This is a genomic window from Kitasatospora sp. NBC_01302 (assembly GCF_035976515.1).
In the GTDB taxonomy this organism is placed as follows: domain Bacteria; phylum Actinomycetota; class Actinomycetes; order Streptomycetales; family Streptomycetaceae; genus Kitasatospora.
This window is the reverse complement of the sequence record NZ_CP108404.1, coordinates 4,179,259-4,201,462: the sequence shown is the minus strand read 5'-3', so window position 1 is coordinate 4,201,462 and position 22,204 is coordinate 4,179,259. Positions and strand designations below refer to the sequence as shown.

Annotated in this window: 17 protein-coding genes; 10 read left to right on the top strand and 7 right to left on the bottom strand. The window is 71.2% G+C overall.

Going from position 1 to position 22,204, the window contains the following annotated elements; all coding sequences use genetic code 11:
- Positions 1 to 151 precede the first annotated feature (151 nt).
- The 3 genes from glgX to OG294_RS17995 all read left to right on the top strand — a co-directional run bounded on the left by glgX (position 152) and on the right by OG294_RS17995 (position 5,771).
- Positions 152 to 2,281 carry a glycogen debranching protein GlgX gene (gene glgX / locus OG294_RS18005; protein WP_327067516.1) on the top strand — a complete coding sequence of 710 codons (2,130 nt, stop codon included), beginning with the start codon at positions 152 to 154 and terminating at the stop codon, positions 2,279 to 2,281.
- On the top strand, positions 2,278 to 4,446 hold the full coding sequence (locus OG294_RS18000) for an AGE family epimerase/isomerase (RefSeq protein ID WP_327067515.1): 2,169 nt from the start codon (positions 2,278 to 2,280) through the stop codon (positions 4,444 to 4,446). The genes glgX and OG294_RS18000 overlap by 4 nt, the downstream gene beginning before the upstream one ends.
- Positions 4,447 to 4,538: 92 nt before the next feature.
- Positions 4,539 to 5,771, top strand: a complete 1,233-nt coding sequence (locus OG294_RS17995; protein WP_327067514.1) for an IS701 family transposase — start codon at positions 4,539 to 4,541, stop codon at positions 5,769 to 5,771.
- 69 nt (positions 5,772 to 5,840) lie between these two features.
- On the opposite strand, the gene OG294_RS17990 is transcribed toward OG294_RS17995, so the two are convergent.
- The 6 genes from OG294_RS17990 to OG294_RS17965 all read right to left on the bottom strand — a co-directional run bounded on the left by OG294_RS17990 (position 5,841) and on the right by OG294_RS17965 (position 10,560).
- A complete protein-coding gene (locus OG294_RS17990) occupies positions 5,841 to 6,770 on the bottom strand; it encodes a TMEM175 family protein (RefSeq protein ID WP_327067513.1) in 930 nt (309 codons plus the stop codon).
- Between the two features lie 98 nt (positions 6,771 to 6,868).
- Positions 6,869 to 7,555 (bottom strand): EthD domain-containing protein, encoded by a 687-nt coding sequence (locus tag OG294_RS17985; protein WP_327067512.1) that lies wholly within the window; start codon positions 7,553 to 7,555, stop codon positions 6,869 to 6,871.
- A gap of 37 nt (positions 7,556 to 7,592) precedes the next feature.
- Entirely contained in the window at positions 7,593 to 7,901 is a 309-nt protein-coding gene (locus OG294_RS17980) for a muconolactone Delta-isomerase family protein (RefSeq protein ID WP_327067511.1), read from the bottom strand.
- 32 nt (positions 7,902 to 7,933) lie between these two features.
- Positions 7,934 to 9,412, bottom strand: a complete 1,479-nt coding sequence (locus OG294_RS17975; RefSeq protein WP_327067510.1) for an ankyrin repeat domain-containing protein — start codon at positions 9,410 to 9,412, stop codon at positions 7,934 to 7,936.
- 36 nt (positions 9,413 to 9,448) lie between these two features.
- Positions 9,449 to 9,874, bottom strand: coding sequence for a VOC family protein (locus OG294_RS17970; protein WP_327067509.1), 426 nt, complete (start codon positions 9,872 to 9,874; stop codon positions 9,449 to 9,451).
- On the bottom strand, positions 9,871 to 10,560 hold the full coding sequence (locus tag OG294_RS17965; RefSeq protein WP_327067508.1) for an SDR family oxidoreductase: 690 nt from the start codon (positions 10,558 to 10,560) through the stop codon (positions 9,871 to 9,873). The genes OG294_RS17970 and OG294_RS17965 overlap by 4 nt, the downstream gene beginning before the upstream one ends.
- A gap of 406 nt (positions 10,561 to 10,966) precedes the next feature.
- Here OG294_RS17965 and OG294_RS17960 point away from each other — a divergent pair, with 406 nt between their 5' ends.
- The 6 genes from OG294_RS17960 (at position 10,967) to glgB (ending at position 20,337) form a co-directional block, all read left to right on the top strand.
- Positions 10,967 to 11,818: a type 1 glutamine amidotransferase domain-containing protein gene (locus OG294_RS17960; RefSeq protein WP_327067507.1), complete on the top strand. Its 852-nt coding sequence runs from the start codon at positions 10,967 to 10,969 to the stop codon at positions 11,816 to 11,818.
- 174 nt (positions 11,819 to 11,992) lie between these two features.
- On the top strand, positions 11,993 to 13,657 hold the full coding sequence (locus OG294_RS17955) for a thiamine pyrophosphate-binding protein (protein WP_327067506.1): 1,665 nt from the start codon (positions 11,993 to 11,995) through the stop codon (positions 13,655 to 13,657).
- A 54-nt stretch (positions 13,658 to 13,711) separates the two neighbouring features.
- A complete protein-coding gene (locus OG294_RS17950; RefSeq protein WP_327067505.1) occupies positions 13,712 to 14,308 on the top strand; it encodes a DJ-1/PfpI family protein in 597 nt (198 codons plus the stop codon).
- A gap of 30 nt (positions 14,309 to 14,338) precedes the next feature.
- Complete coding sequence (locus OG294_RS17945) at positions 14,339 to 16,435, top strand: alpha-1,4-glucan--maltose-1-phosphate maltosyltransferase (RefSeq protein ID WP_327067504.1); 2,097 nt, start codon at positions 14,339 to 14,341, stop codon at positions 16,433 to 16,435.
- Entirely contained in the window at positions 16,435 to 17,964 is a 1,530-nt protein-coding gene (locus OG294_RS17940) for a maltokinase N-terminal cap-like domain-containing protein (RefSeq protein WP_327067503.1), read from the top strand. The genes OG294_RS17945 and OG294_RS17940 overlap by 1 nt, the downstream gene beginning before the upstream one ends.
- A gap of 72 nt (positions 17,965 to 18,036) precedes the next feature.
- Entirely contained in the window at positions 18,037 to 20,337 is a 2,301-nt protein-coding gene (gene glgB / locus OG294_RS17935) for a 1,4-alpha-glucan branching protein GlgB (RefSeq protein ID WP_442789174.1), read from the top strand.
- Positions 20,338 to 20,386: 49 nt separating this feature from the next.
- Here glgB and OG294_RS17930 read toward each other — a convergent pair whose 3' ends face one another.
- The gene (locus OG294_RS17930; protein ID WP_327067502.1) at positions 20,387 to 21,733 is read right to left on the bottom strand and encodes a helix-turn-helix domain-containing protein; all 1,347 of its coding nucleotides are present in this window, start codon (positions 21,731 to 21,733) and stop codon (positions 20,387 to 20,389) included.
- Positions 21,734 to 22,013: 280 nt separating this feature from the next.
- Between OG294_RS17930 and OG294_RS17925 the strand changes: the two genes are divergently transcribed.
- The gene (locus tag OG294_RS17925) at positions 22,014 to 22,187 is read left to right on the top strand and encodes a hypothetical protein (RefSeq protein ID WP_327067501.1); all 174 of its coding nucleotides are present in this window, start codon (positions 22,014 to 22,016) and stop codon (positions 22,185 to 22,187) included.
- Positions 22,188 to 22,204: the final 17 nt, after the last annotated feature.

The window sequence follows — 22,204 nt, the reverse complement described above, 5'->3', positions numbered from 1 at the left end:
CCGCACTCCGCCCGCACCCGTGCGCGCGACTGCGACGGCGGAGAACACGACCGGAATGTGTCCTCCGTTGGGGGGACGGGCGGTCGGAATCCACAGTTCCGGGTGCACCATGGGTAGGGAGTTGACAGAAAAAATGACCATGAGTCAGACAGTGACGACCGAAGTCCCGGTCGAAACGCTCATGCGGGCCGAGGTGACTGCGGGTCGACCGCAGCCGCTGGGCGCCACCGTGGACGCGAACGGGGTGAACTTCGCGATCTTCTCGGAACGGGCGACCCAGGTCGACCTGCTGCTGTTCGACAGCTACGACGCCCCGGTGCCCGCCCGGGTCATCACGCTGGATCATGAGCGGCACCACAGTTACCACTTCTGGCACTGCCATGTCAGTAATCTCGGTCCCGGTCAGGTGTACGCATACCGGATGGACGGCCCGCACCACACGAAGGAGTCCGGAACCCGGTTCAACCCGCGCAAGGTGCTGCTCGATCCGTACTCCCGGGCGAATATCAATACCCTGTGGGATCGAAAGCTGGCGGTGGGCCCCGAGGACAACTGCGCCGCCTCGATGCGCAGCATGGTGGTCGACCTGGACGGCTACGACTGGGAGGGCGACGAGCCGCTGCGCACGCCGCTGGCCGACTCGGTGATCTACGAGATGCACGTGGGCGGCCTGACCTCCTCGCCGACCGCCGGCGTCTCCCACCCGGGCACCTTCAGCGGCGTGGTGGAGAAGATCCCCTACCTCAAGGAGCTCGGGGTCACCGCGGTCGAGCTGCTGCCGGTCTTCGACTTCGACGAGATGCAGGTGCTGCGCAGCGGCCCGGACGGCGCCCCGCTGACCAACTACTGGGGCTACGACCCGTTCGGCTTCTTCGCGCCGCACAGCGACTACTGCTCGGACCCGTGCGGCTGCAAGCACATCGAAGAGTTCCGCGACATGGTCAAGGCGCTGCACAAGGCGGGCATCGAGGTCATCCTGGACGTGGTCTTCAACCACACCTCGGAGGGCAACGAGCACGGCCCGACGATCAGCTTCCGCGGTCAGGCCAACGAGGTCTACTACCACCTGTGGTCGCAGGACCGCCGGCACTACATGGACTTCACCGGCTGCGGCAACGCGATCAACGCCAACCACCCGGCGGTCGCCAAGTTCATCATCGAGTGCCTGGAGTACTGGGTCACCGAGCACCACGTGGACGGCTTCCGGTTCGACCTCGCCTCCGAACTCTCCCGCGGGGCCGAGGGGTTCGAGATGGAGACGCCGCCCGTCCTGTGGGGGATCGAACTGTCCGGGATCCTCTCCGAGACGAAGATCATCGCCGAGCCGTGGGACGGCGGCGGCCTCTACCAGGTCGGCCGGTTCCCGGGGAAGCGCTGGGCGCAGTGGAACGGGCCGTTCCGCGACGACGTGCGCCGCTTCGTGCGCGGTGACGCCGGCCTGGTCGGCACCCTGGCGACCCGGCTCGGCGGCTCCCGCGACCTGTTCGGCCGCCAGGGCGAACTGCCCACCAACAGCATCAACTTCATCACCTGCCACGACGGGTTCACGCTCAACGACCTGGTCAGCTACAACGGCAAGCACAACCTGGCCAACGGCGAGGCGGGCGCGGACGGGTCCTACGAGAACTACAGCTGGAACTGCGGCGTCGAGGGCCCCACCGACGCCGAGGAGGTGGAGCGCCTGCGGGTGCGCCAGATCAAGAACTTCGCCGCGATCCTGCTGCTCTCCCGCGGCGTGCCGATGATCCTGGCCGGCGACGAGTTCCGCAACAGCCAGGGCGGCAACAACAACGCCTACTGCCAGGACAACCAGATCTCCTGGCTGGACTGGGAGCAGGCGCAGAAGGAGAACGAGGTCCGGGACTTCTTCCGCGGCATGATCGCGCTGCGCAAGCGCTTCGCGGCGCTGCGCCAGCCGCGGTTCTTCGAGGACCGGCGCAACGAGCGCGGCCTGCCCGAGGTCACCTGGCACGGCTGCCAGTTGGAGCAGCCGGGCTGGGAGGACGGGCAGGCCCGGGCGCTGGCGCTCACGCTGGCCGGGTTCGACGGCGACCCGGACCTGCACATCGTGCTGAACATGTTCCACCTGGGCCTGGACTGCGAACTGCCCCATGTTCCCGGCCACCGCTGGGCGCTGGCCGTCGACAGCTCGCGCGGGCCGGGCGAGGACGTCCGCTCGCCGGACGCCCCGCTGCCGCTTGACGGCCACACCTTCCACGCCCATGGCCGCAGCGTGGTCGTCCTGACCTCGCTGCCCGACGACGGAGGTTCCACCCGATGAGCGCTCCTGACACCAGGCGCACGTACTCCGACAGCATCGCCGGGTACGTCACCAGCTACGAGCCGACCCGGGAGCGGTTCGGCCTGCGCACCTCGGACGGTCGCGAGGTGACCATCCACCTGGACGAGGCGCTGAACTCGCAGATCGTGCGCAACCTCGGCGAGCCGCCCAAGGACACCACCGGCGCCACCCGGGACATGCTCGCCGAGGGCCGCTACGTCTTCGTCTACGGCATCTTCTACCAGTGGGAGGGCGGGCAGCGGATCGAGGCCCGGCAGATCACCTTCCCCGAGGAGCGCCGCGGCTCGTACGTCTTCGAGCACCCGTCCTGGTGGGTGAACCAGGCGGCCGAGATCGCCGACTTCTACCTGCGCGGGCACTTCCCCGACGGGGTGTACGACTGGCGCAACTTCCGCACCAAGCTGACCCTTTCGGGCACCCACGTGGTGGAGAGCGCGGACAGCGACGTGCGCCAGGAGACGGACACCATCTCCCGGCTGGTCTACGGCCTGGCCACCGCCTTCATGCTGACCGGCGAGGAGCGGTTCCTCGCCGCCGCCGAGTCGGGCACCGAGTACCTGCGCGAGCACATGCGGGTGGTGGACAAGCGGGAGAACGTCGTCTACTGGTACCACGGCATCGACATCACGCACGGCGGCCAGCGCAAGGTGTTCGCCTCCGAGTTCGGCGACGACTACGACGCGATCCCGATGTACGAGCAGATCTACGCGCTGGCCGGGCCGACCCAGACCTACCGGATCACCGGCGACCCGCGGATCCTGTCCGACATCGACCACACGGTCCGGCTCTTCGACAAGTACTTCCGCGACGAGGAGCGGGGCGGGTTCTTCTCCCACCTGGACCCGATCACCATGGACCCCAGGGCCGACGCGCTGGGCCGCAACCGCTCGCGCAAGAACTGGAACTCGGTGGGCGACCACGCCCCGGCGTACCTGATCAACGCCTACCTGGCCACCGGGCGCACCGACTTCGCCAAGCTGCTGGAGGAGACCGCCGACACCATCACGGAGCACTTCCCGGACGAGCCCAACAGCCCGTTCGTGCAGGAGCGCTTCCACGCGGACTGGAGCCCGGACCGCACCTGGGGCTGGCAGCAGGACCGCGCGGTGGTCGGCCACAACCTGAAGATCGCCTGGAACCTGACCCGGATCCGGGCCCTGGCCGACAAGCCCGAGTACGCCCAACTCGCCGAGCGGATCGCCGAGATCATGCCGGCGGTCGGCAGCGACCAGCAGCGCGGCGGCTGGTACGACGTGGTGGAGCGCCAGCAGGACCCGGCCACCGGCGGGCACCGGCTGGTCTGGCACGACCGCAAGGCCTGGTGGCAGCAGGAGCAGTCGATCCTGGCCTACCTGATCCTGGCCGGCGTCTCCGGCGACCCCGAGCACAAGCGGCTGGCCCGCGAGGCGGCGGCGTTCTACAACGCCTTCTTCCTCGACTACGACGACGGCGGCGTGTACTTCAACGTGCTCGCCAACGGGATCCCCTACCTGCTGGGCACCGAGCGGCTCAAGGGCAGCCACTCGATGGCCGGCTACCACGCGCTGGAGCTGTGCTACCTGGCCGCCGCCTACACCGGCCTGCTGCTCACCTCCTCGCCGCTGACCCTGCACTTCCGTCCGCTGCCCGACTCGTTCCCCGACCGGGTGCTGCGGGTGGCGCCGGACCTGCTGCCGGCCGGCTCGATCCAGATCGACAAGGTCTGGATCGACGACCAGCCGCACCGCGACTTCGACGCCAAGGCACTGACCGTCAACCTGCCGGCCAGTGACACCCCGCTGCGGGTGCGCGTCGAGCTGGAGCCGGTGGAGATGCGGCTGCGCATCTCCAGCGACTTCGACGGCAAGACCGCCCACATCCAGCTGGCCGGCATCATCGACCGCGACGAGCTGGACAAGTTCCGCCGCGGGCTGGCCGAGGCGCTGTCGGTCAACCCGCGCCGGGTCGAGTTCCACCTCGGCGAGGTCACCGAGATGGCCCGTCCGGCGATCAACGAACTCCTCTTCCAGCGCACGAAGATCGGCATGGACGTCGACTTCGTGATCGTGGGCTGCGCGCTGCCGGAGGTGTCCCAGGCGCTGGTCGCCACGGACGCCTTCCTGCTGGACAAGCGCGGCAGTTGCGCCGACGACACGGACAAGTGACCGACCCCTGTCCTTCTCCAACGCCCCCCGTAGCGGAGAGGGACAGGGCCATGGGCGGCCCCGGCCGCCACAAGCACCTGAAGGAGTGTGCTGTGTCCACGATTTCGCACCGCCGCGAATCGTTCGCGGGGGAGCGGCAGGACGAAATCTCCGAGTTCTGCCAAGGCCTGTTCGCCCCGTTCGCCCGCTCTGACCAGCGGCGCTGGGGAGAGGTGTATCTGCGCGGCCTGCTCCACGCGGACGGCCGCAAGACTCCCGCCAACATCTCCGAGCACGTGCTCGGACGCCGGGCGGTCCAGCCCATCCAGCAGTTCGTCAACCAGAGCACCTGGTCCTTCGAGAGCGTGCGACGCCACCTCGCGGAGCGGGTCTGCGCGGTGACGCCGCCGGAGGCCTGGGCGTTCGACGAGGTGGTGTTCCCCAAGAACGGAGACCGGTCCGCCGGGGTGGGGCGGCAGTTCGTCGCCTCCGAGGGGCGGATGATGAACTGCCAGCTGGCCCTGGCGGCCTCACTGGTGCACAAGGCCGGCAGCCTGCCGGTCAACTGGCACCTGATGCTGCCCAGGCACTGGGACCGCGACCACGAGCTGCGCGGTCAGGCGCACATCCCCGAGGAGGAGCGCCACCGGCCGCGCTGGAGCTACGTGCTGGAGTCGGTCGACGAGATCCTGCACGAGTGGAACGTGCCGATCGCCCCGATCCTGGCCGACTGGAGCTTCGAACACGAGGTCGAGCCGCTGCTGCTGGGTCTGGAGGAGCGCGGCCTGGGCTACCTGGTGGAGATCGCCGCCAGCGCCCAGCTGCCGGTGCGCCGGCTCGGCGGCCCGGCCGGCTCCTACCGGCGGCCCGCCGCCGACCTGGCCAGGGACCTGGGCGAGCACGGCGAGCGCGCGGTGCTCGCCTGGCAGGACCGGCCGGAGAACCGCTCCAGGCACTCGCAGTTCATGGTGGGCCGGCTGCCGGCCGGACACCACCCCAAGCTGCACGGGGCCGGCCCGCGCGGTGCCCGGCACCTGGTGGTGGAGTGGCCCTTCGGCCGGCCGCAGCCGCGCACCTACTGGGTCACCAACCTGCCCGCGAGCCGGTTGGCCGAGACGGTCGCGCTGGCCGAGCTGCGGCACAAGGCGAGCCACGGCTGCGAGAAGCTCCAGGCCTTCGGGCTCGGTGACTTCGAGGGCCGCTCGTTCCGCGGCTGGCACCACCACGTGACCCTCGCCTCGGCGGCGCTGGGCTACCACGCGCTGCGCGAGCTGTGCCAGGACGGGGAGCGGGAGCAGGAGGAGGAGCAGGTCGGCCGGCCCGGGGTGCGGGTGCGGGTGAACTGACGCGGCCCTCGCGTCGCAGGGGCCGGTGCCCGCCAGCGGAGGCGGGCACCGGCCCCTGTGCCGTGCGCATCAGTGCGTCGGGGCGGGCTCCGGTGCGGCGTCCTCCTGGGGGTGGCCGCAGTGGGCGCAGACCTCGGGCGGTGCGGGCGCGGCGTGCGCGACGGTCTCGGCGGGCTCGCTCGGCCCGGCCGCCTCGGCCGCCTCGGCCGGCGGTGCAGGCGCGTGCGCGGGCCGGACGGGCTCGGGCGCGGGCTCGGGCCCCGCGGCCGGCGGCGCGGGCGTGCGGGCCACCGCCGTCAGCAGCTGCACCGGTGAGCGCGGCTGCTCCTCGCGCGGGTGGGCCGCGCCCGAGGAGCTCCCCAGCACCTCGATCATGTAGAAGAGCAGCAGCACCCCGAAGATGGTCAGGCTGGCGATCGCGCTGATCAGGCCCACCAGGGTGGCCCCCAGGTACATGAACGGCCCCATGATGAAGTGCCGCCGCAGCACCGAGGCCTGGGCCGGGGTGATGTTCTTGCCCAGGTGGCGGTGGCCCGCGGCGGCGTAGAGCCAGACCGCGTTGAACGGTATCCCGCCCAGCGTCAGGGTGAGCCCGTAGAAGACCGCGGCCGTGCGCTCGCCGTGCCCGGAGCTCATCGCGTCGGCCAGCACATGGGTGGGGAAGGGGATGAACGAGACGTTCATCAGCAGGATCAGGTTGAAGAGCAGCAGGATCCGGTCGACCCGGCGGATGTAGTGGAGCATCGTGTGGTGGTTCATCCAGACCACGCCGATGATCAGGAAACTGACCACGTAGGCGCCCAGCGACGGCCACTCGTGGGCCAGCCGGTTGATCAACGGCCCTTCGCCGGACGGTAACTGGAAGTCCAGCACGAGCAGCGTGATCGCGATCGCGAAGACCCCATCGCTGAACGCCTCCAGCCGGCCGGTGCTGATCTCCACCGGCTCGGCGGCCGGGGGGTGGTGCTGTTCGTGGTGCTGATGGTGGATCGGATTCATCGCGCTGACCTCCCAGGGGGTGAACGGCTGCGGCCCGGGGCAGCCGGCTCGCTGCCCCGGGCCGACCGCTGCCAGGGATCTTGTGTATCAGGTCGTGATCACTCCGAGCCGATGAACCAGTGCTCGACGGCGGCGACCTGGTGGATGTAGCGCGGCTCGACGAACTCGCCGAGGTCCGCCAGCAGGGCGGCGAACTCGGCGGACTCGTAGGCGGTGCGCAGCGCCTCCTCGGTCTCGAAGTTGAACAGGTAGGCGCCGTCCAGCAGCGCCTCGCCCAGGCCGTACCAGCCGTCCCGGGTGAAGTTCTGGCTGTACCGCACCAGGCCCGGCAACTGGAGGGCGACCTTGGCGTGCTGCTCCAGCGAGCGGGTGCGGAACTGCTCGACGGTGGTGCCGTTGGTCCGCTTGACCAGCAGGATCAGCTTGACCGGGTGCGGGGTGGCCGCGCCCGGGCCGGGCAGCAGCAGGTGCGCGTCGGTGTCCAGCACCACGGTGCGCCAGAAGGCGGCCCAGTTGGGCTCGTCCAGCCGGGCGCCCTGCAGGAACTCGGGCGTCTGCAGCGAGGCGACCTGCTCCTCGTCGTTCTCGAGCCAGATCTCGGCGACCCCGCTCCACAGCGGGTCCGCCGGCTCGGGGCCGAGCGGGATCCGGGTGTCCACGGCGTACTTGCGGATCTGCGGGATCTTCGCGGCGTAGTTCGGCGCGTGCACCTCCAGCCAGTAGCGCTGGAACTCCTGCTCGCTCATGCCGGGCTTGGGATGGGCGAAGATGAGCTGGTGGATCATCGGAACTCCTCGTGGTGGACGTACAGATGACTGAGGATCAGACCTGGTAGCGCTTCTTGACGTCCTCGGCGAAGCCCAGGTAGTCGCGCAGCGGCCAGACCTCCTCGAACTCCAGGTACTCGCGCATCGGAAGCCGGCCGAGTGCGGTGCGGTCGAGTTCCTCGGCGTCCGGCGACTCGATGATGGCGATCACCCGCTTCTGTGCCGCGACCTTCCAGATCCCGACGCAGAAACCCGAGTTGATGGTCTCCACGGCCCGCTCGGCCTCCTCCTGTTCGAGCTCCCACAGCTCGTCCAGGGTGAGTCTGCCTTCGTGTCTCCACTTCATCTGAACGTAGAACAGCATCGCGCTCTCCTCGTCTGACGTTGCGTGAACTCTCACGTGGTCGAGCCAAGTCGGCGGGCCAGCTCGTGGCCCGCGCCGAACACCTCGGTGGCGAGGTCGAGCGGGGTCTTGCCGTCGTGGCCGTGCAGGTCGGTGCGGGCGCCGGCGTCCAGCAGGATCCGCACGCACTCCTCGTAGCCGTGCCAGATGGCGTCGTGCAGCGGGCTGTAGCCGTTGGTGGCGCCCTGGAAGTCCAGGTCCACGCCCGGCCGGGCGACCAGCTGGGCGGTGATCGCGGCGTGGCCGTTGTAGACCGCCTTGTGCAGCGGGACGGCACCGAAGCAGGGCTCCACCGCGTTGACGTCCGCGCCGGCCGCCAGCAGCAGCGCGACGATCTCGGTGTGCCCGTCGCGGGAGGCCACGTGCAGCGGGGTGTGGCCGTCGTTGAAGCCGTTCAGCCGCGGGAAGACCTCGTCCACCGCCGCGCCGGCCGCCAGCAGCGCGGGCACCTGCTCGGTGTCGCCGGCCGCCACCGCCGCCATCAGGCGCTGCGCCTCGACGGCCGCGCTGTCGCCGGCCCGGCGGTCGTCGAGGTGGCGTTCGGCGGTGAGCAACAGGTCCTTGCCGCGGGTGTTGACGTTGAGCTCGTAGTCGAAGTGCTGCTTGAGCGAGAAGCCGTAGTGGGTGTACAGCTCCAGGCCCGCGCCCTGCGCCAGCAGGTACTCGACCAGGTCCGGGTACTTGTACCAGAGCGCGTCCATCAGCGCGGTGTGCCCGGTGGTGGGCGCCACCGCGTCGACGAAGGCGCCCGCCTCCACCAGTGCCTTGACCACCTCCAGGCTGCCGCCCTGGCAGGCCTTGTGCAGCGGGGTGGCCCCGGCCCGGGTGTCGGCGGTCAGCGGGTCGGCGCCGGCCGCCAGCAGCGCGCGCACGGTGGGCGCGTCGGCCCGGCCCGCGGCGATCATCAGCGCGGTCAGCCCGCTGTCCAGGTCGCGGGTGTTGGGGTCGGCGCCCCGGGTGAGCACCAGGGTGACCTGCGCGAGGTCCCCGGCCGTGACGGCCTCCAGCAGCGGGCGGCTGGTGTGCCGGCTGCGCGGGTCGTCGTCGCCGCGCAGCGCGCGGATGATCTCGGAGGGGTCGGTGTAGGACTTCCAGCGCACGATCCTGCCCTCGCGCACGGTCAGCCACTGGATGAACTCGATCTCGAAGGGCAGGCCGGTCGCCTTGACCACCGACTCCTCGTGGATCACGCCGGCGGCGTTCTCGCCGTCCACCGCGATCCGGACCAGCTCCTCCTTGCCGACCTCGCAGATGCCGGTGAACAGGCCGAGGCTGTTCAGCACGCCCTGCTTGTCGTGCTCGGTGCCGATCCAGGCCATGTCGTCGTTGTAGCCGGGCACCGGCGCGTAGTTGATCCACTCCACGTCGTCGGCCAGACAGTCCAGCGCGGTCGCGAAGTCGCCGCTGGTCAGCGCGGTGAACCAGCGCTCGGCCACCGCCCTGGTGGCGGCGGTCTGCGGGGACTCGGTCATGTCGGTGCTCCTCTTCGACGGGGTATACAGAGCTGGTCAGAGCCAGTCGGCCTGGATGAACTCGAGGTAGTGGCCCTCCGGGTCCTGGACGAACAGGGCCTTGACGCCCAGCTCGGGGACGTCGGCCACCTCGGTCACCGGTGCTGCGCCGCGCGCCCGCAGCTCGGCTGCGGTCCGGGCCAGATCGGTGACGTAGAAGGCGAGTTGGGATACGCCGTGCAGCGCACCGTGGTTCGGCGGCGGCGGGCGGCGCAGCTCGATGCCGTTGGCCACCCGCATCAGCTCCAGCACCTGGGTGCCGTTGCCGAGGTAGACCACCTCGGCGTCGAACTGCGGCAGGGCCAGGCCCCGGATCGGGGTGAAGCCGAGCACCTCGCCGTACCAGGAGACGCTCGCCGCCAGGTCGGCGACGGAGAGGCAGGCGGAGAGCCCGCGCAGCGCCAGCGGCTGCCCGGCGCTCACCGGGCCACCGCCGCCGGCTCGTCGCGCCGCAGCGCACCGAACAGCCGGGGCCAGTCGGGGGCCGCGGAGCCGGGCTCGTTGTACATCTCGAAGGTGATGCCGGCGCCCTGCGGCGCGTAGAGGGCCTGCACCACGGCCTCGGCCACGTCCGCTCGGCTGATCCGGCCGTCGCCCGCGTCGCCCTGTTCCAGGCGGACCCCGGTGCCCGCGTCCCGGTGGTCGGTCAGCCAGCTGGGGCGGATCACGGTGTGCGGCAGGTCGGCGGCCCGCAGCGCGTCCTCGCCGGCCAGCCGCCAGTCCAGCAGGTGGCCGTAGGCGTTCATCGAGTGGTTCTTGCGGGTCACGTAGATCTGGCTGACCAGCACCACGTGGGCCGCATTGGTGCCGAGCGCCGCCAGGGTGTTGAGCATCCCCTGGTACATGGTGGCGCGCGGACTGCCCGGACCCGAGTCCGCGGTGCCGGGTTCCACGCTGTAGACCACCGCCGAGCAGTCGGCCAGCGGGGCGGTCAGCGTGTGCGCCTCGCGGACGTCGGCCCGCAGGTGCGTGAGGCCTTCCTCGGGACGGGCGGCGGCGTGCGCGCTGCGGCCCAGGACCCGGACCCGTTCGCCGCGTTCCAGCAGGCTGCGCGCGACCAGTCGGCCGACGCGCCCAGTGCCGCCGATGACGGCTATCGGACTCTCCATCGATCCTCCCGTTCGGACGGGCTGTCGAGTGGTGGGGGTCAGGCTGCTGACCCGCAACCACAGTCGAGGTAACTATTGCAGTCACATCGGGTCAATCGAGAAGTCGGCGAGGAAGTCGGCGCTATTGCGTTCACTGGCGGGGGCAGGTCCTGGTTGACCGCATGGTCTGCCGGAGGGGTGACGGAGGCTCAGTAAAGCGCTGGGTTGTGCTCGATCGGTGACTCGGCACAGTACGACCAGTGATATGACGACTGGTCAAGTCGATGTAAAGCGATCCGGTCTGACTCATTGGGCCCACTGGTACACATGAACGGGAAGCCGGGCTCCCAGGTCCGTCGCGGCAGCCGCCGACGGGACGACCCAGGCAGTCGAGCACCGCCCCCGCCACCTAAGGAGACCATCGCTGATGGCGAAGAAGCGCATCCTCGTCGTGCTCTCGGAGTACGGGTACTGGGGAGAAGAGCTGATCGGTCCGCTGGAGACGTTCGACAAGGCCGGCTACGAGGTCACCTTCGCGACCCCGACCGGCAAGCGCCCGGTGGCCCTGCCGCCCAGCTACGACCCGGAGTTCATCGACCCGCCGCTCGGCCGCTCGGTCACCTCCACCGAGATGGCCGAGAAGGTCAGGGCGGTCGAGGCCTCGGACCGCCTCGACGACCCGCTCGACCTCTCCTCCTGGCTGCCCGACCGCCCCTACCGCAGCCGCTCGGACTTCCTGCGGGCGTGGGAGGGCTACCACACCAAGCGGCAGCACGTGCAGGACCAGATCGCCGAGCGCTACGACGCGCTGCTGATCGTCGGCGGCAGCGGCCCGATCGTCGACCTCGCCAACAACTGGCGGGTGCACGACCTGATCCTGGCCTTCTACCACCTCGACCTGCCGATCGCCGCCGAGTGCTACGGCGTGGCCAGCCTGGCCTTCGCCCGCGAGCAGGACGACCGGATCAGCATCCTGCGCAACAAGCACGTCACCGGCCACTGCATCGAGTACGACTACAAGGACGGCACCGGCTTCGTCGGCACCGACTTCCAGGTGGGCCCGCCGCCGTACCCGCTGGAGTACATCCTGCGCGACGCCACCGCGCCGCGCGGCGCCTACCACGGCAACTTCGGCCACGTGACCTCGGTGATCGTCGACTACCCGTTCATCACCGGGCGCTCCACCCCCGATTCCTACCTCACCGGCCAGAAGGTGGTGGAGGTCCTGGAGCAGGGGCTGCGCCAGTGGGGCTTCCAGCCGGACCTCTACCAGGTCTGAGCCGGGCGCCCCGGGGCAGTTCCCGGGCGGGCGGTCGCATCCGGCGCGCACCGCGCGACCGCCCGCCCAAACCCGCTCTCCGATCCCCGTGACGGACCCCTGTGACGGCCCCTGGCGACCTACCCCCGTGACCCGACCCCGTTGTGTGCACGACCGCAGAGATGAGGCGAGGCGATGACCAGCAGGCCGGCCCGGGTGGCCATGCTCGAACAGTTCAAGGCCGACGGCGTGCAGTACATGTTCGGCAACCCCGGCACCGTCGAACAGGGCTTCCTGGACGAGCTGCGCGGCTTCCCCGAGCTGCAGTACGTGCTCGCGCTCCAGGAGGCCGTGGTGGTCGGCATCGCGGACGGCTACGCGCGGGCCACCCGCAGGCCCACCCTGCTGCAGCTGCACTCGGGGGTGGGCCTGGGCAACGGGATCGGCATGCTCTACCAGGCGATGCGCGGCCACGCCCCGCTGGTGGTGGTGGTCGGCGAGTCCGGCCTGGCCTACGACAGCATGGACGCCCAGATGGCCGCCGACCTGGTCGGGATGGCCAAGCCGGTGACCAAGTGGGCCACCAGGGTGGTGGATCCGCAGTCCACCCTGCGGGTGCTGCGCCGGGCCTTCAAGGTGGCCGGCACCGCGCCGTACGGCCCGGTGCTGGTGGTGCTGCCGGCCGACGTGATGGACGCCGAGACGACCGAGGAGGTCCGGCCCACCTCGTACCTGACCACCACCAGCAGCCCGGACGCCGCCTCCGTCGAGCAGGCCGCCGCGCTGCTGGCCGGCGCCCGGCGCCCGCTGATCATCGCCGGTGACGGAGTCCACTTCTCCGGCGCCCAGGCCGAGTTGGCCGACTTCGCGGAGAGCTGGGGTGCCCAGGTCTGGGGCGCGGACTGGGCCGAGGTCAACCTGCCGGCCGGACACCCGCTCTACGGCGGGCAGTTGGGCCACATGTTCGGCGAGGTCAGTGCCAAGGTGGTGCACCCCGCCGACGGGGTGCTGATCGTCGGGACCTACACGCTGCCCGAGGTCTACCCGCTGCTCGACGGGGTCTTCGGCCCCGAGGCGAAGGTGGTCCACCTCGATCTGGACAGCGGCGCGATCGCCAAGAACTTCCCGGTCGACCTCGGCCTGCTGGCCGACCCGAAGACCACCCTGCCCCGGCTCACCGAGGCGCTGAAGGCGCGGCTGACCGGCGAGCGCCGGGCCGAGGCCCAGGACCGGCTGGTCCGGGCCGGGCGGCAACGCGCCAACGAGCGCGCGGCGGCGCTCGCCGAGCTGGCGGGCGCCGATCAAGGACCGTTGACCGCAGCCTATTTCGGTGCCGAGCTGGCCAAGCAGCTGCCCGCCGACGCGGTGCTCTTCGACGAGGCGCTGACCTCCTCGCCCGGCCTCTTCCGCCACCTGCCGGCCGACCTGCCCGGCCACTGGCACCAGACCCGCGGCGGCTCGCTCGGCGTCGGCATCCCCGGCGCGATCGGCGCCAAGCTGGCCCACCCCGAGCGCACCGTGGTCGGCTTCACCGGCGACGGCGGCAGCATGTACACCGTCCAGGGGCTGTGGACCGCAGCCCGCTACGGCATCGCGGCCAAGTTCGTGATCTGCAACAACGGCCGCTACCGGCTGCTGGACCTGAACATCGAGGAGTACTGGCGGACCCAGGGGACAGACGAGCACGCGTACCCCGATCCGTTCGACCTCTCGCAGCCGGCCATCGACTTCGTGCGCCTGGCCCGGTCGCTCGGGGTGCGTGCGGTGCGGGTGGAGAAGCCGGAGCAGGTGCCGGGGGCGATCACCGAGGCGCTCGCGCACCCCGGGCCGTTCCTGATCGACCTCGTGATCGGCCGCTAGTCACCCGTTCGGAGCCCGTGAAGGCCCACCTGGACCCGCGAAGGAGAGCGCGCCGTGGCGTTGAACGGCCAGAAGGTCGCCGTCCTGATGGAGAGCGACTTCTACGAACCCGAGATCCTCTACTACCAGCGCCGGTTCGCCGAGGAGGGTGCCGAGGTGCACTTCCTGACCCGGCTCTGGGGCAACGAGCGGCTGGTCTTCCGCGGCCACGAGCACCGGATGCCGTTCGAGGTGTCCGAGTCCTTCGAGGACATGGACGAGTACGCGCTCAAGGAGTACGCCGCGCTGATCGTCCCCTCGGGCATCGTCGCCGACCGGCTGCGCTACACCGAGAAGGTCGACCAACTGCCGCCCGCGGTCGCGCTGTTGCGTCGCGCGTTCGCCGACCCGGCGATCGTCAAGGGGATCATCTGCCACGGCATGTGGCTGGCCGCCCCGATCCCCCAGGTGATCCGCGGCCGGCGGGCGGTGGTGCACAACAACCTGCTGGGCGACCTGCGCAACATGGGCGGCGTCTACGTGGACCAGGACGTGGTGGTGGACGAGGACCTGGTCACCGCCCGGACCGGGAACCACTGCCACCAGTTCGCCCGCACCATCATCGACGAACTCGCCAAGCGCGGCAGCCGGCGCCATGCCGGGCTGTCCTGACGGTCCGACGAGACGAGGGGGGAGCTGGAGATGACCGACACCGGACAGGTCCTGATCACCCGCACCGCCGCCGCGCCGGCCCGGTCCGCGACGGCGGCGCCCGCGGCGGAACGGTCCGCGCCGGAGAGATCCGGGCCGGAACGCCCGGCGCGGCCCGGCCCCGCGGCTCCGGCCCCGCTGGTGGGCCGGATCCCGGTGCTGGACGTCGCCCCGGTGGTGGAGGCCGGCCGCCGCCCGGCCAAGGCGGTGGTCGGCGAGCGTTTCCAGATCAGCGCGACCGTCTTCCGCGAGGGCCACAGCAGGCTGGGCGCCAACGTGGAGCTGCGCGACCCCGAGGGCCGGCCGGGCCCGTGGACGCCGATGCGCGAGCTGGCCCCGGGCACCGACCGCTGGGGTGCCGAGGTCAGCGCGGACCTGGTGGGCCGCTGGACCTTCACCGTGGAGGCCTGGAGCGACCCGGTGAGCAGCTGGCTGGACCGGGCCGAGATCAAGGTCCCGGCCGGGCAGGACGTCGAGCTGACCCTCGAGGAGGGCGCGCTGCTGCTGACCCGGGTGGCCGACGGGGTGCCCGGGGACGACGGCCGGGCCGCCGTGCACAGAGCCGTGGCGGCGCTGCGCGACCGGGACCGGGCGCCGCTGGCCCGCCTCGCGGTGGCGCTGCTGCCCGAGGTGGCGGCGGTGCTGAGCCGCTACCCGTTGCGGGAGCTCGTCACCGCCTCGGCGGCGCTGCCGCTGCAGGTGGAGCGGCAGCGGGCGCTGTACGGGTCCTGGTACGAGTTCTTCCCGCGCTCCGAGGGCGCCACCCTGGACCCGCCCCGTTCGGGCACCTTCCGCACCGCCGCCGAGCGGCTGCCCGCGATCGCGGCGATGGGCTTCGACGTCCTCTACCTGCCGCCGATCCACCCGATCGGCCACTCCTTCCGCAAGGGCCCCAACAACACCCTGACCCCCGGCCCGGACGACGTCGGCTCGCCCTGGGCGATCGGCTCGCCCGAGGGCGGCCACGACGCGGTCCACCCCGACCTCGGCACCATCGAGGACTTCGACGCCTTCGTCGCCCGCGCCCACGAACTCGGCCTGGAGATCGCGCTCGACTTCGCCCTCCAGGCCTCCCCCGACCACCCCTGGGTCAACAAGCACCCGCAGTGGTTCGGCCACCGGATCGACGGCACCATCGCCTACGCCGAGAACCCGCCCAAGAAGTACCAGGACATCTACCCGATCAACTTCGACCAGGACTTCGACGGCCTGGTGATCGAGACCCTGCGCCTGCTGCGCCACTGGATGGGCCACGGCGTGCGGATCTTCCGGGTCGACAACCCGCACACCAAGCCCGTGCACTTCTGGGAGAAGGTGATCGGCGAGATCAACCGCACCGACCCGGACGTGATCTTCCTCGCCGAGGCCTTCACCCGACCCGCGATGCTGCGAACGCTCGCCAAGGTGGGCTTCCAGCAGTCCTACACGTACTTCACCTGGCGCACCACCAAGTCCGAACTCACCGAGTACCTGACGGAATTGACCGAGGAGAGCGGCGCCTACCTGCGGCCCAACCTGTTCACCAGCACCCCGGACATCCTGCCCCGCCAGCTGCAGCACCAGGGCCCCGCCGCCTTCGCGGTGCGCGCCGTGCTGGCCGCCACCCTCTCGCCCAGCTACGGCATCTACGCCGGCTACGAGCTCGCCGAGAACCAGCCGTTGGGCGCGGACGGCGAGGAGTACCTGGACAGCGAGAAGTACCAGCTGCGCCCGCGCGACTGGACCCGCACCGACACCCTGGCCCCGCTGCTCACCACCCTCAACCGGCTGCGCCGCGAGCACCCCGCCCTCCAGGAACTGCGCAACCTCACCTTCCTGCCCACCGACAACGATCAGGTCATCGCCTACACCAAGCGCACCGGCGACGACCAGGTGATCCTCGTCGTCAACCTGGACCCGCACCACGTGCAGCAGGCCACGGTCTCGCTGCCCGCTACCGTGCTGCCCGAAGTCGCCACTTCTGACGGCGAGTTCACGGTGTGCTGCGAACTCGGTGGCGGCGAGCACCGCTGGCGGCGGCACAACTACGTCCGGCTGGATCCCGCGACGGCTCCGGCCCACCTGCTGACGATCCGTCGGGAGTCCTGATGTCCCAGGCCCTGTGCGCCACTTGCCTCAGTGCCGAGCACGGCTCCGGGGTCCAGGCCGACGAGCTGCTGGGCCCGCTGCTGCCCGCCCTGCTGCCCTGGCTGGTGACCCGCCGCTGGTTCACCCACGAACAGGGCCACCTGTCCGCCCTGAACCCGGTCAGCGCCTCGGTGCTGGGCACCTCGGAGCGGGCGCCGGGCGAGGGCGGCGGCCCGGTGCTGCTGCACTCGCTGCTCGACGCCCGGCACGGCAGCGTCGCCCACCACTACCAGGTGCTCCTCGGCCTGCGCCGCAGCCTGCCCGAGGAGCTGGCGGCGGCCGAGATCGGCCGGGCCGGCGGCGGCCGGTGGGACGGCTGGACGCTCTACGAGGCCACCGAGGACCACGAGTTGATGGAGCTGCTGCTGGAGCGCACGGCCGCGGCCGAGCCCGCCGGTGAGCTGCGGATGTCGCTCACCGGCGGCGCGCCACTGCCGCGCGGGCTCAGCGCGCGGGCGCTGGCGGTGGAGCAGAGCAACAGCACGGTGGTCTTCGGCGACCGGCTGCTCTTCAAACTCTTCCGCCAGCCGGAGCCCGGCCCGCACCCGGAGACCGACGCGCTGCGGGCGCTCACCCGGGTGCGCTGCCGGCGGATCCCGGGCCTGGCCGGCTGGCTGCACACCGAGGGCGACCCGCAGCACTCGGTGGTGCTGGGGATCCTGGAGGAGTTCCTGCCCGCGCGCGGTGACGGCTGGCAGCTGGCGGTCGACCAGGCCGCCGACTGCCTGGACGGCGCCTGCGCCCCGGTCCCCGGACTCGGCGGCTTCACCGCCGAGTCCCGGGCGCTGGGCTCCGCCGTGGCCGAGGTGCACGCCGCGCTGGCCGAAGCCTTCCCGCAGGTCATGCTGGACGGTGACGCGGTGGCCGAGCAGGTCGCCCAGCTGCACCGCGAGCTGCGCGACGCCGTCCGCCAGGTGCCCGAACTGGAGCCCTACGCCGGACGGTTGGGCGGCCTCTACGAGGACTACGAGAGGGTCGTGCGGCGCGGACCCGGGCTGGTCGGGCAGCGGATCCACGGTGATCTGCACCTCGGCCAGGTACTGCGGACCGAGGACGGCTGGAAGGTGATCGACTTCGAGGGCGAGCCGTCCCGCCCGGTGGCCGAGCGCGCGCTGCCGCAGCTGGTGCTGAAGGACGTGGCGGGCATGCTGCGCTCCTTCGACTACGCGGCCCAGCAGGCGCTGGCCCTGCTGGCCGAGCACGCGGGCCCCGAGCCGGACCCTGATCCGGCCGCCGAGCCGACTCCCGAGCGCGCCGCCGAGCGGCTGCGGCGCAGCAGACGCGCCTACGCCTGGACGGTGCGCAACCGCCGCGCCTTCACCGCGGGCTACGCGGCCGCCGGTGGCCTGGACCCGCACTGCCACCCCGTGGTGCTGCGCGCCTTCGAGGCCGAGAAGGCCGTCTACGAGGCGGTCTACGAGGCCCAGCACCGCCCCGCCTGGCTGCCCATCCCGCTGGCCGCGATCCAGCGCCTGGTCTTCGGGCGCTGACCCGCTCCCCGGCCGGGCCGCCCTCGGCGGCCCGGCCGGCCCATCCCGCCGCCTTGGAAGAAGGACCACCCCGTGACTCCGCGCCTGGCCCCCGAACTGGATCCCCCGGTCCTGCAGCTCTCCCCGGCGTGGCCGTCCCCCGAGGAACGGGGCCGGCTGCTGGCCGGCCGCCACCACGACCCGCATGCCGTGCTCGGCGTCCACCCGGTGCGCGGCGGTGTGGCGCTGCGGGTGCTGCGGCCCGGCGCCGAGCGGGTGCTGGTCGAGACGGCGGTCGGCGCCCTGGCGCTGGCCGCAGGGCAGGACGGTCTCTTCAGCGGCCTGCTGCCGCCCGGATGGGCGGCCGACTACTGGCTGCGGGTGGACTACCGCAGCGGCGCCGGGGGGTGGGGCGGCGTCGAGCAGGACGGTTACCGACTGCCGCCCACGCTGGGCGAGTTTGACCTGCACCTGATCCGCGAGGGCCGCCACGAGCAGCTCTGGCGGGTGCTCGGCTCGCACCTTCGCACGGTGGAGGGCGTGACCGGGACGGCCTTCGCCGTCTGGGCCCCCAATGCCGAAGGCGTGCGGGTGGTGGGCGACTTCAACTACTGGGACGGCACCGGCGCCCCGATGCGCTCGCTGGGCGCCAGTGGGGTCTGGGAGGTCTTCCTGCCGGGCGTCGGCGAGGGCGCCCGGTACAAGTACGAGATCGTCACCCGGGACGGGCGGCTGCTGCAGAAGGCCGACCCGCTCGCCCGCCGTGCCGAACTCGCGCCCGCCACGGCCTCGGTGGTGCACACGTCGCACTACGTCTGGGGCGACGGGGCGTTCCTGGCCCGGCGCGGCGAGGCGGGCTTCCTGGACCGTGCGATGTCGGTCTACGAGCTGCATCCGGCCTCCTGGCGGCCGGGGTTGGGCTACCGTGAGCTGGCCGAGGAACTGCCTGCGTATCTGCGGGAGTTGAACTTCACGCATGTGGAGTTCCTGCCGGTGATGGAGCATCCCTTCGGCGGTTCCTGGGGCTACCAGGTGTCCGGGTTCTACGCCCCCACCGCCCGGCTGGGCTCGCCGGACGACTTCCGGTACCTGGTGGACGCGCTGCACCAGGCCGGGATCGGGGTGATCGTCGACTGGGTGCCCGCGCACTTCCCCAAGGACGACTTCGCGCTCGCCCGCTTCGACGGCACCCCGCTCTACGAGCCCGCCGACCCGCGCCGCGCCGAGCACCCCGACTGGGGAACCCTCACCTTCGACTACGGCCGTACCGAGGTGCGCAACTTCCTGGTGGCCAACGCGGTGTACTGGTGCGAGGAGTTCCACATCGACGGCCTGCGGGTGGACGCGGTCGCCTCGATGCTCTACCTCGACTACTCCCGCCAGGACGGCCAGTGGGCCCCCAACGAGCACGGCGGGCGGGAGAACCTGGACGCGGTGGCCTTCCTCCAGGAGATGAACGCCACCGTCTACCGGCGCTGCCCCGGGGTGGTCACCATCGCCGAGGAGTCCACCGCCTGGGACGGCGTGACCCGCCCCACCGACAGCGGCGGCCTGGGCTTCGGCCTCAAGTGGAACATGGGCTGGATGCACGACTCCTTGCGGTACTTCGGCCGCGAACCGGTGCACCGCCAGTTCCACCACCACGAGCTGACCTTCTCGATGGTCTACGCCTATTCCGAGAACTACGTGCTGCCGATCTCGCACGACGAGGTGGTGCACGGCAAAGGTGCGCTGGTCGCCAAGATGCCGGGCGACTGGTGGCAGCAGCGCGCCAACCACCGCGCCTACCTCGGCTTCATGTGGGCCCACCCGGGCAAGCAACTGCTCTTCATGGGACAGGAGTTCGCCCAGGGCGCCGAGTGGGACCACGAACAGGGCCCGCAGTGGTGGCTGCTGGACGCCGACTGGCCGGCCGCGGCGGACCACCGGGGCATCCAGCGCCTGGTCACCGAGCTCAACCGGGTCTACCAGGACTGCCCAGCGCTCTGGCAGCTGGACGCGGACCCGGCGGGCTTCGGCTGGCTGGACGCCGACGCCGCCCAGGACAACGTCTACTCCTTCGTGCGCCGCGACGCCGCGGGCAGGCCGCTGGTGAGCGTCAGTCACCTGTGTCCCGAGGTCCGCACCGGCTACCGGATCGGGCTGCCGTCCGGCGGTCAGTGGTACCCCGTGCTGGACACCGACGATCCGCGCTACGGCGGGGCCGGGGCCGGCCCGCGGGAGCCGTACCGGGCCGAGCCGGTGCCCTGGCAGGGCCAGCCGTTCAGCGTCGAGCTGACCCTGCCGGCGCTGGCCACGCTCTGGCTCTGCCCGCAGGGCCCCGCACTCCCGCTGGCGCCGGCCCCGCCGGAGGAGCCGCTGTGGCAGGACCCGCAGGACCCGCAGGCCGGGTGAGCGTGCCGCCGGGCCCGGGCCGGCCAGGACCCGGGCCCGGCGGACCCGCTCAGCGCGGCCCGGCGGGCACCTTGACCGGGGCCTGCATCGGCAGCAGGCCGACCCCGCTGAGCGCCTGCCGGTACATCGCCAGCGCCTCGGCCTGGTAGCCGTTGAGCTGCCAGACGTCCCCGGCCAGGCGCCAGACCCCGGCGGCGCTGCGGTTCATCGGGATCGAGCTGAGCTGCCGCTCGGCCGCGCGCAGGGTGTCCTCGGCGGCCTGCGTCTCGCCCCGCTCGAACTGGGCCCGGGCGAGCCAGACCCGGGCGCTGGCGGACTCCCAGCGGGCCTCGTTGCGCAGCAGGCCCAGCGCCCGGCTGGCGCGGTCGGCGGCGCCGTCGGCGTCGCCCTGGCGCAGCGCGAGCCGGGCGTAGCTGGTCTCCAGCATGCCCTGTTCGGTGGAGGTGCCCACCTCGACGAGCGCGTTCTGCGCCTCGTCCAGCAGGTTCTGCACCCGGTCCAGGTCGGGGCTCTCGGTGTCGAGCAGGTAGACGCCGCAGTTGTGCTTGAGCATGCCCAGGTGGCGGACGTTGTCGGTCTCCGCCATCAGGGCCAGCGCCCGCTCGGTCAGCGCGAGCGACTCCTCCACCTTGCCGCGGGAGTTGGCCACCACCGCGGCGTTCCAGTAGACCGCGCCGCGGGCCACCCGGGAGCCGTTCTGCTCGGAGAGCGAGGCCAGCCGGTTGACCAGCAGCTGGGCCTGGGTCAGATCGCCCCGGTGGTAGTAGCTGAACACCAGGGTGGCGCCGAGCTGGATGTGGTCGTCGGTGATGTCGAGGCCGAGCTGGTCGAGCCGCTTCATCGCCCGCTCGCCCACCTCCACGCTCAGCACCTGGTCGCCGGCGTCGCGGTAGGCGCGGCAGAGCGCCACCGCGAGCTGGGCCCACTCCGCCGAGCCCGGCACGATCCCCGGGTCCTCGAAGAGGGTGTTGAAGAGCTGGATGGCCGCCTCCAGCCGGCCGAGCTTCTCGAAGGCCAGCGCCTGGCCCAGGCGGGCCCGGCGCACCGTCGCCTCACCCAGCAGCGGGGCGTTCGCCAGCGCCTCGCTGTAGGACTGCAGGGCCTCGCCGTTGGAGCCGTTGCGCAGGGCCATGTCGCCGAAGGCGACCTTGAGTTCGAGCTCCTTGACCCGGGCGTCGTCCCGCCCGGTGCGCAGGTAGTCGACGGTGCACCCGACCCGCTCGGCGAGTGCCTTCAGCACGGTCTCCGACGGTGCCCGTTTTCCGGTTTCGATCAGCGAGACATAGCTGACCGAGATATCCGCGGATGCCAGGTCCTGCTGGTTGAGACCACGCTTCTGCCGCAACTCGCGCAGCCGCTGCCCGATGCCATTCGTACCGCTCTGTGATTGGTCCATGGTTCTCCGGTCAACGGGGAGGACGGCTGATCTAGCCGTACCTCGGGGACGCCCATTTGACTCCATTTTTTACACCACCTGCTGACAGTCTCCAAGGTTGGCGACTGACCTCAGGGCTGCTATCGGCCGAACGCTTGCCGCAGAGAATCTTGTTCCCCGAAAGCTCATGGTCACTCTCCGTGGGCTCTGGAGATCTGTAAAGATGATCATTGACAGACTGGGTCAATTTAGATTGACTCTGCTTGTCAACAACACCCGGCTCAGCGAAAGGCACTCTGTCATGCGCAAGATCCTTCCGCTCTATCTGTCCGCCGCGATGCTCGCCGTCGGCGCCCTGCTCGCCGTCGTCACCAGCAGCGCCGGACTCAGCTACGGCGAACAGAACCCGCAGGTGGACACGCCGGTGGCCACCGCCACCCCGATGGGCAGCAACGGCGGTATGGGCTGCTGCTGATCCCCTCCGCTCCCCGT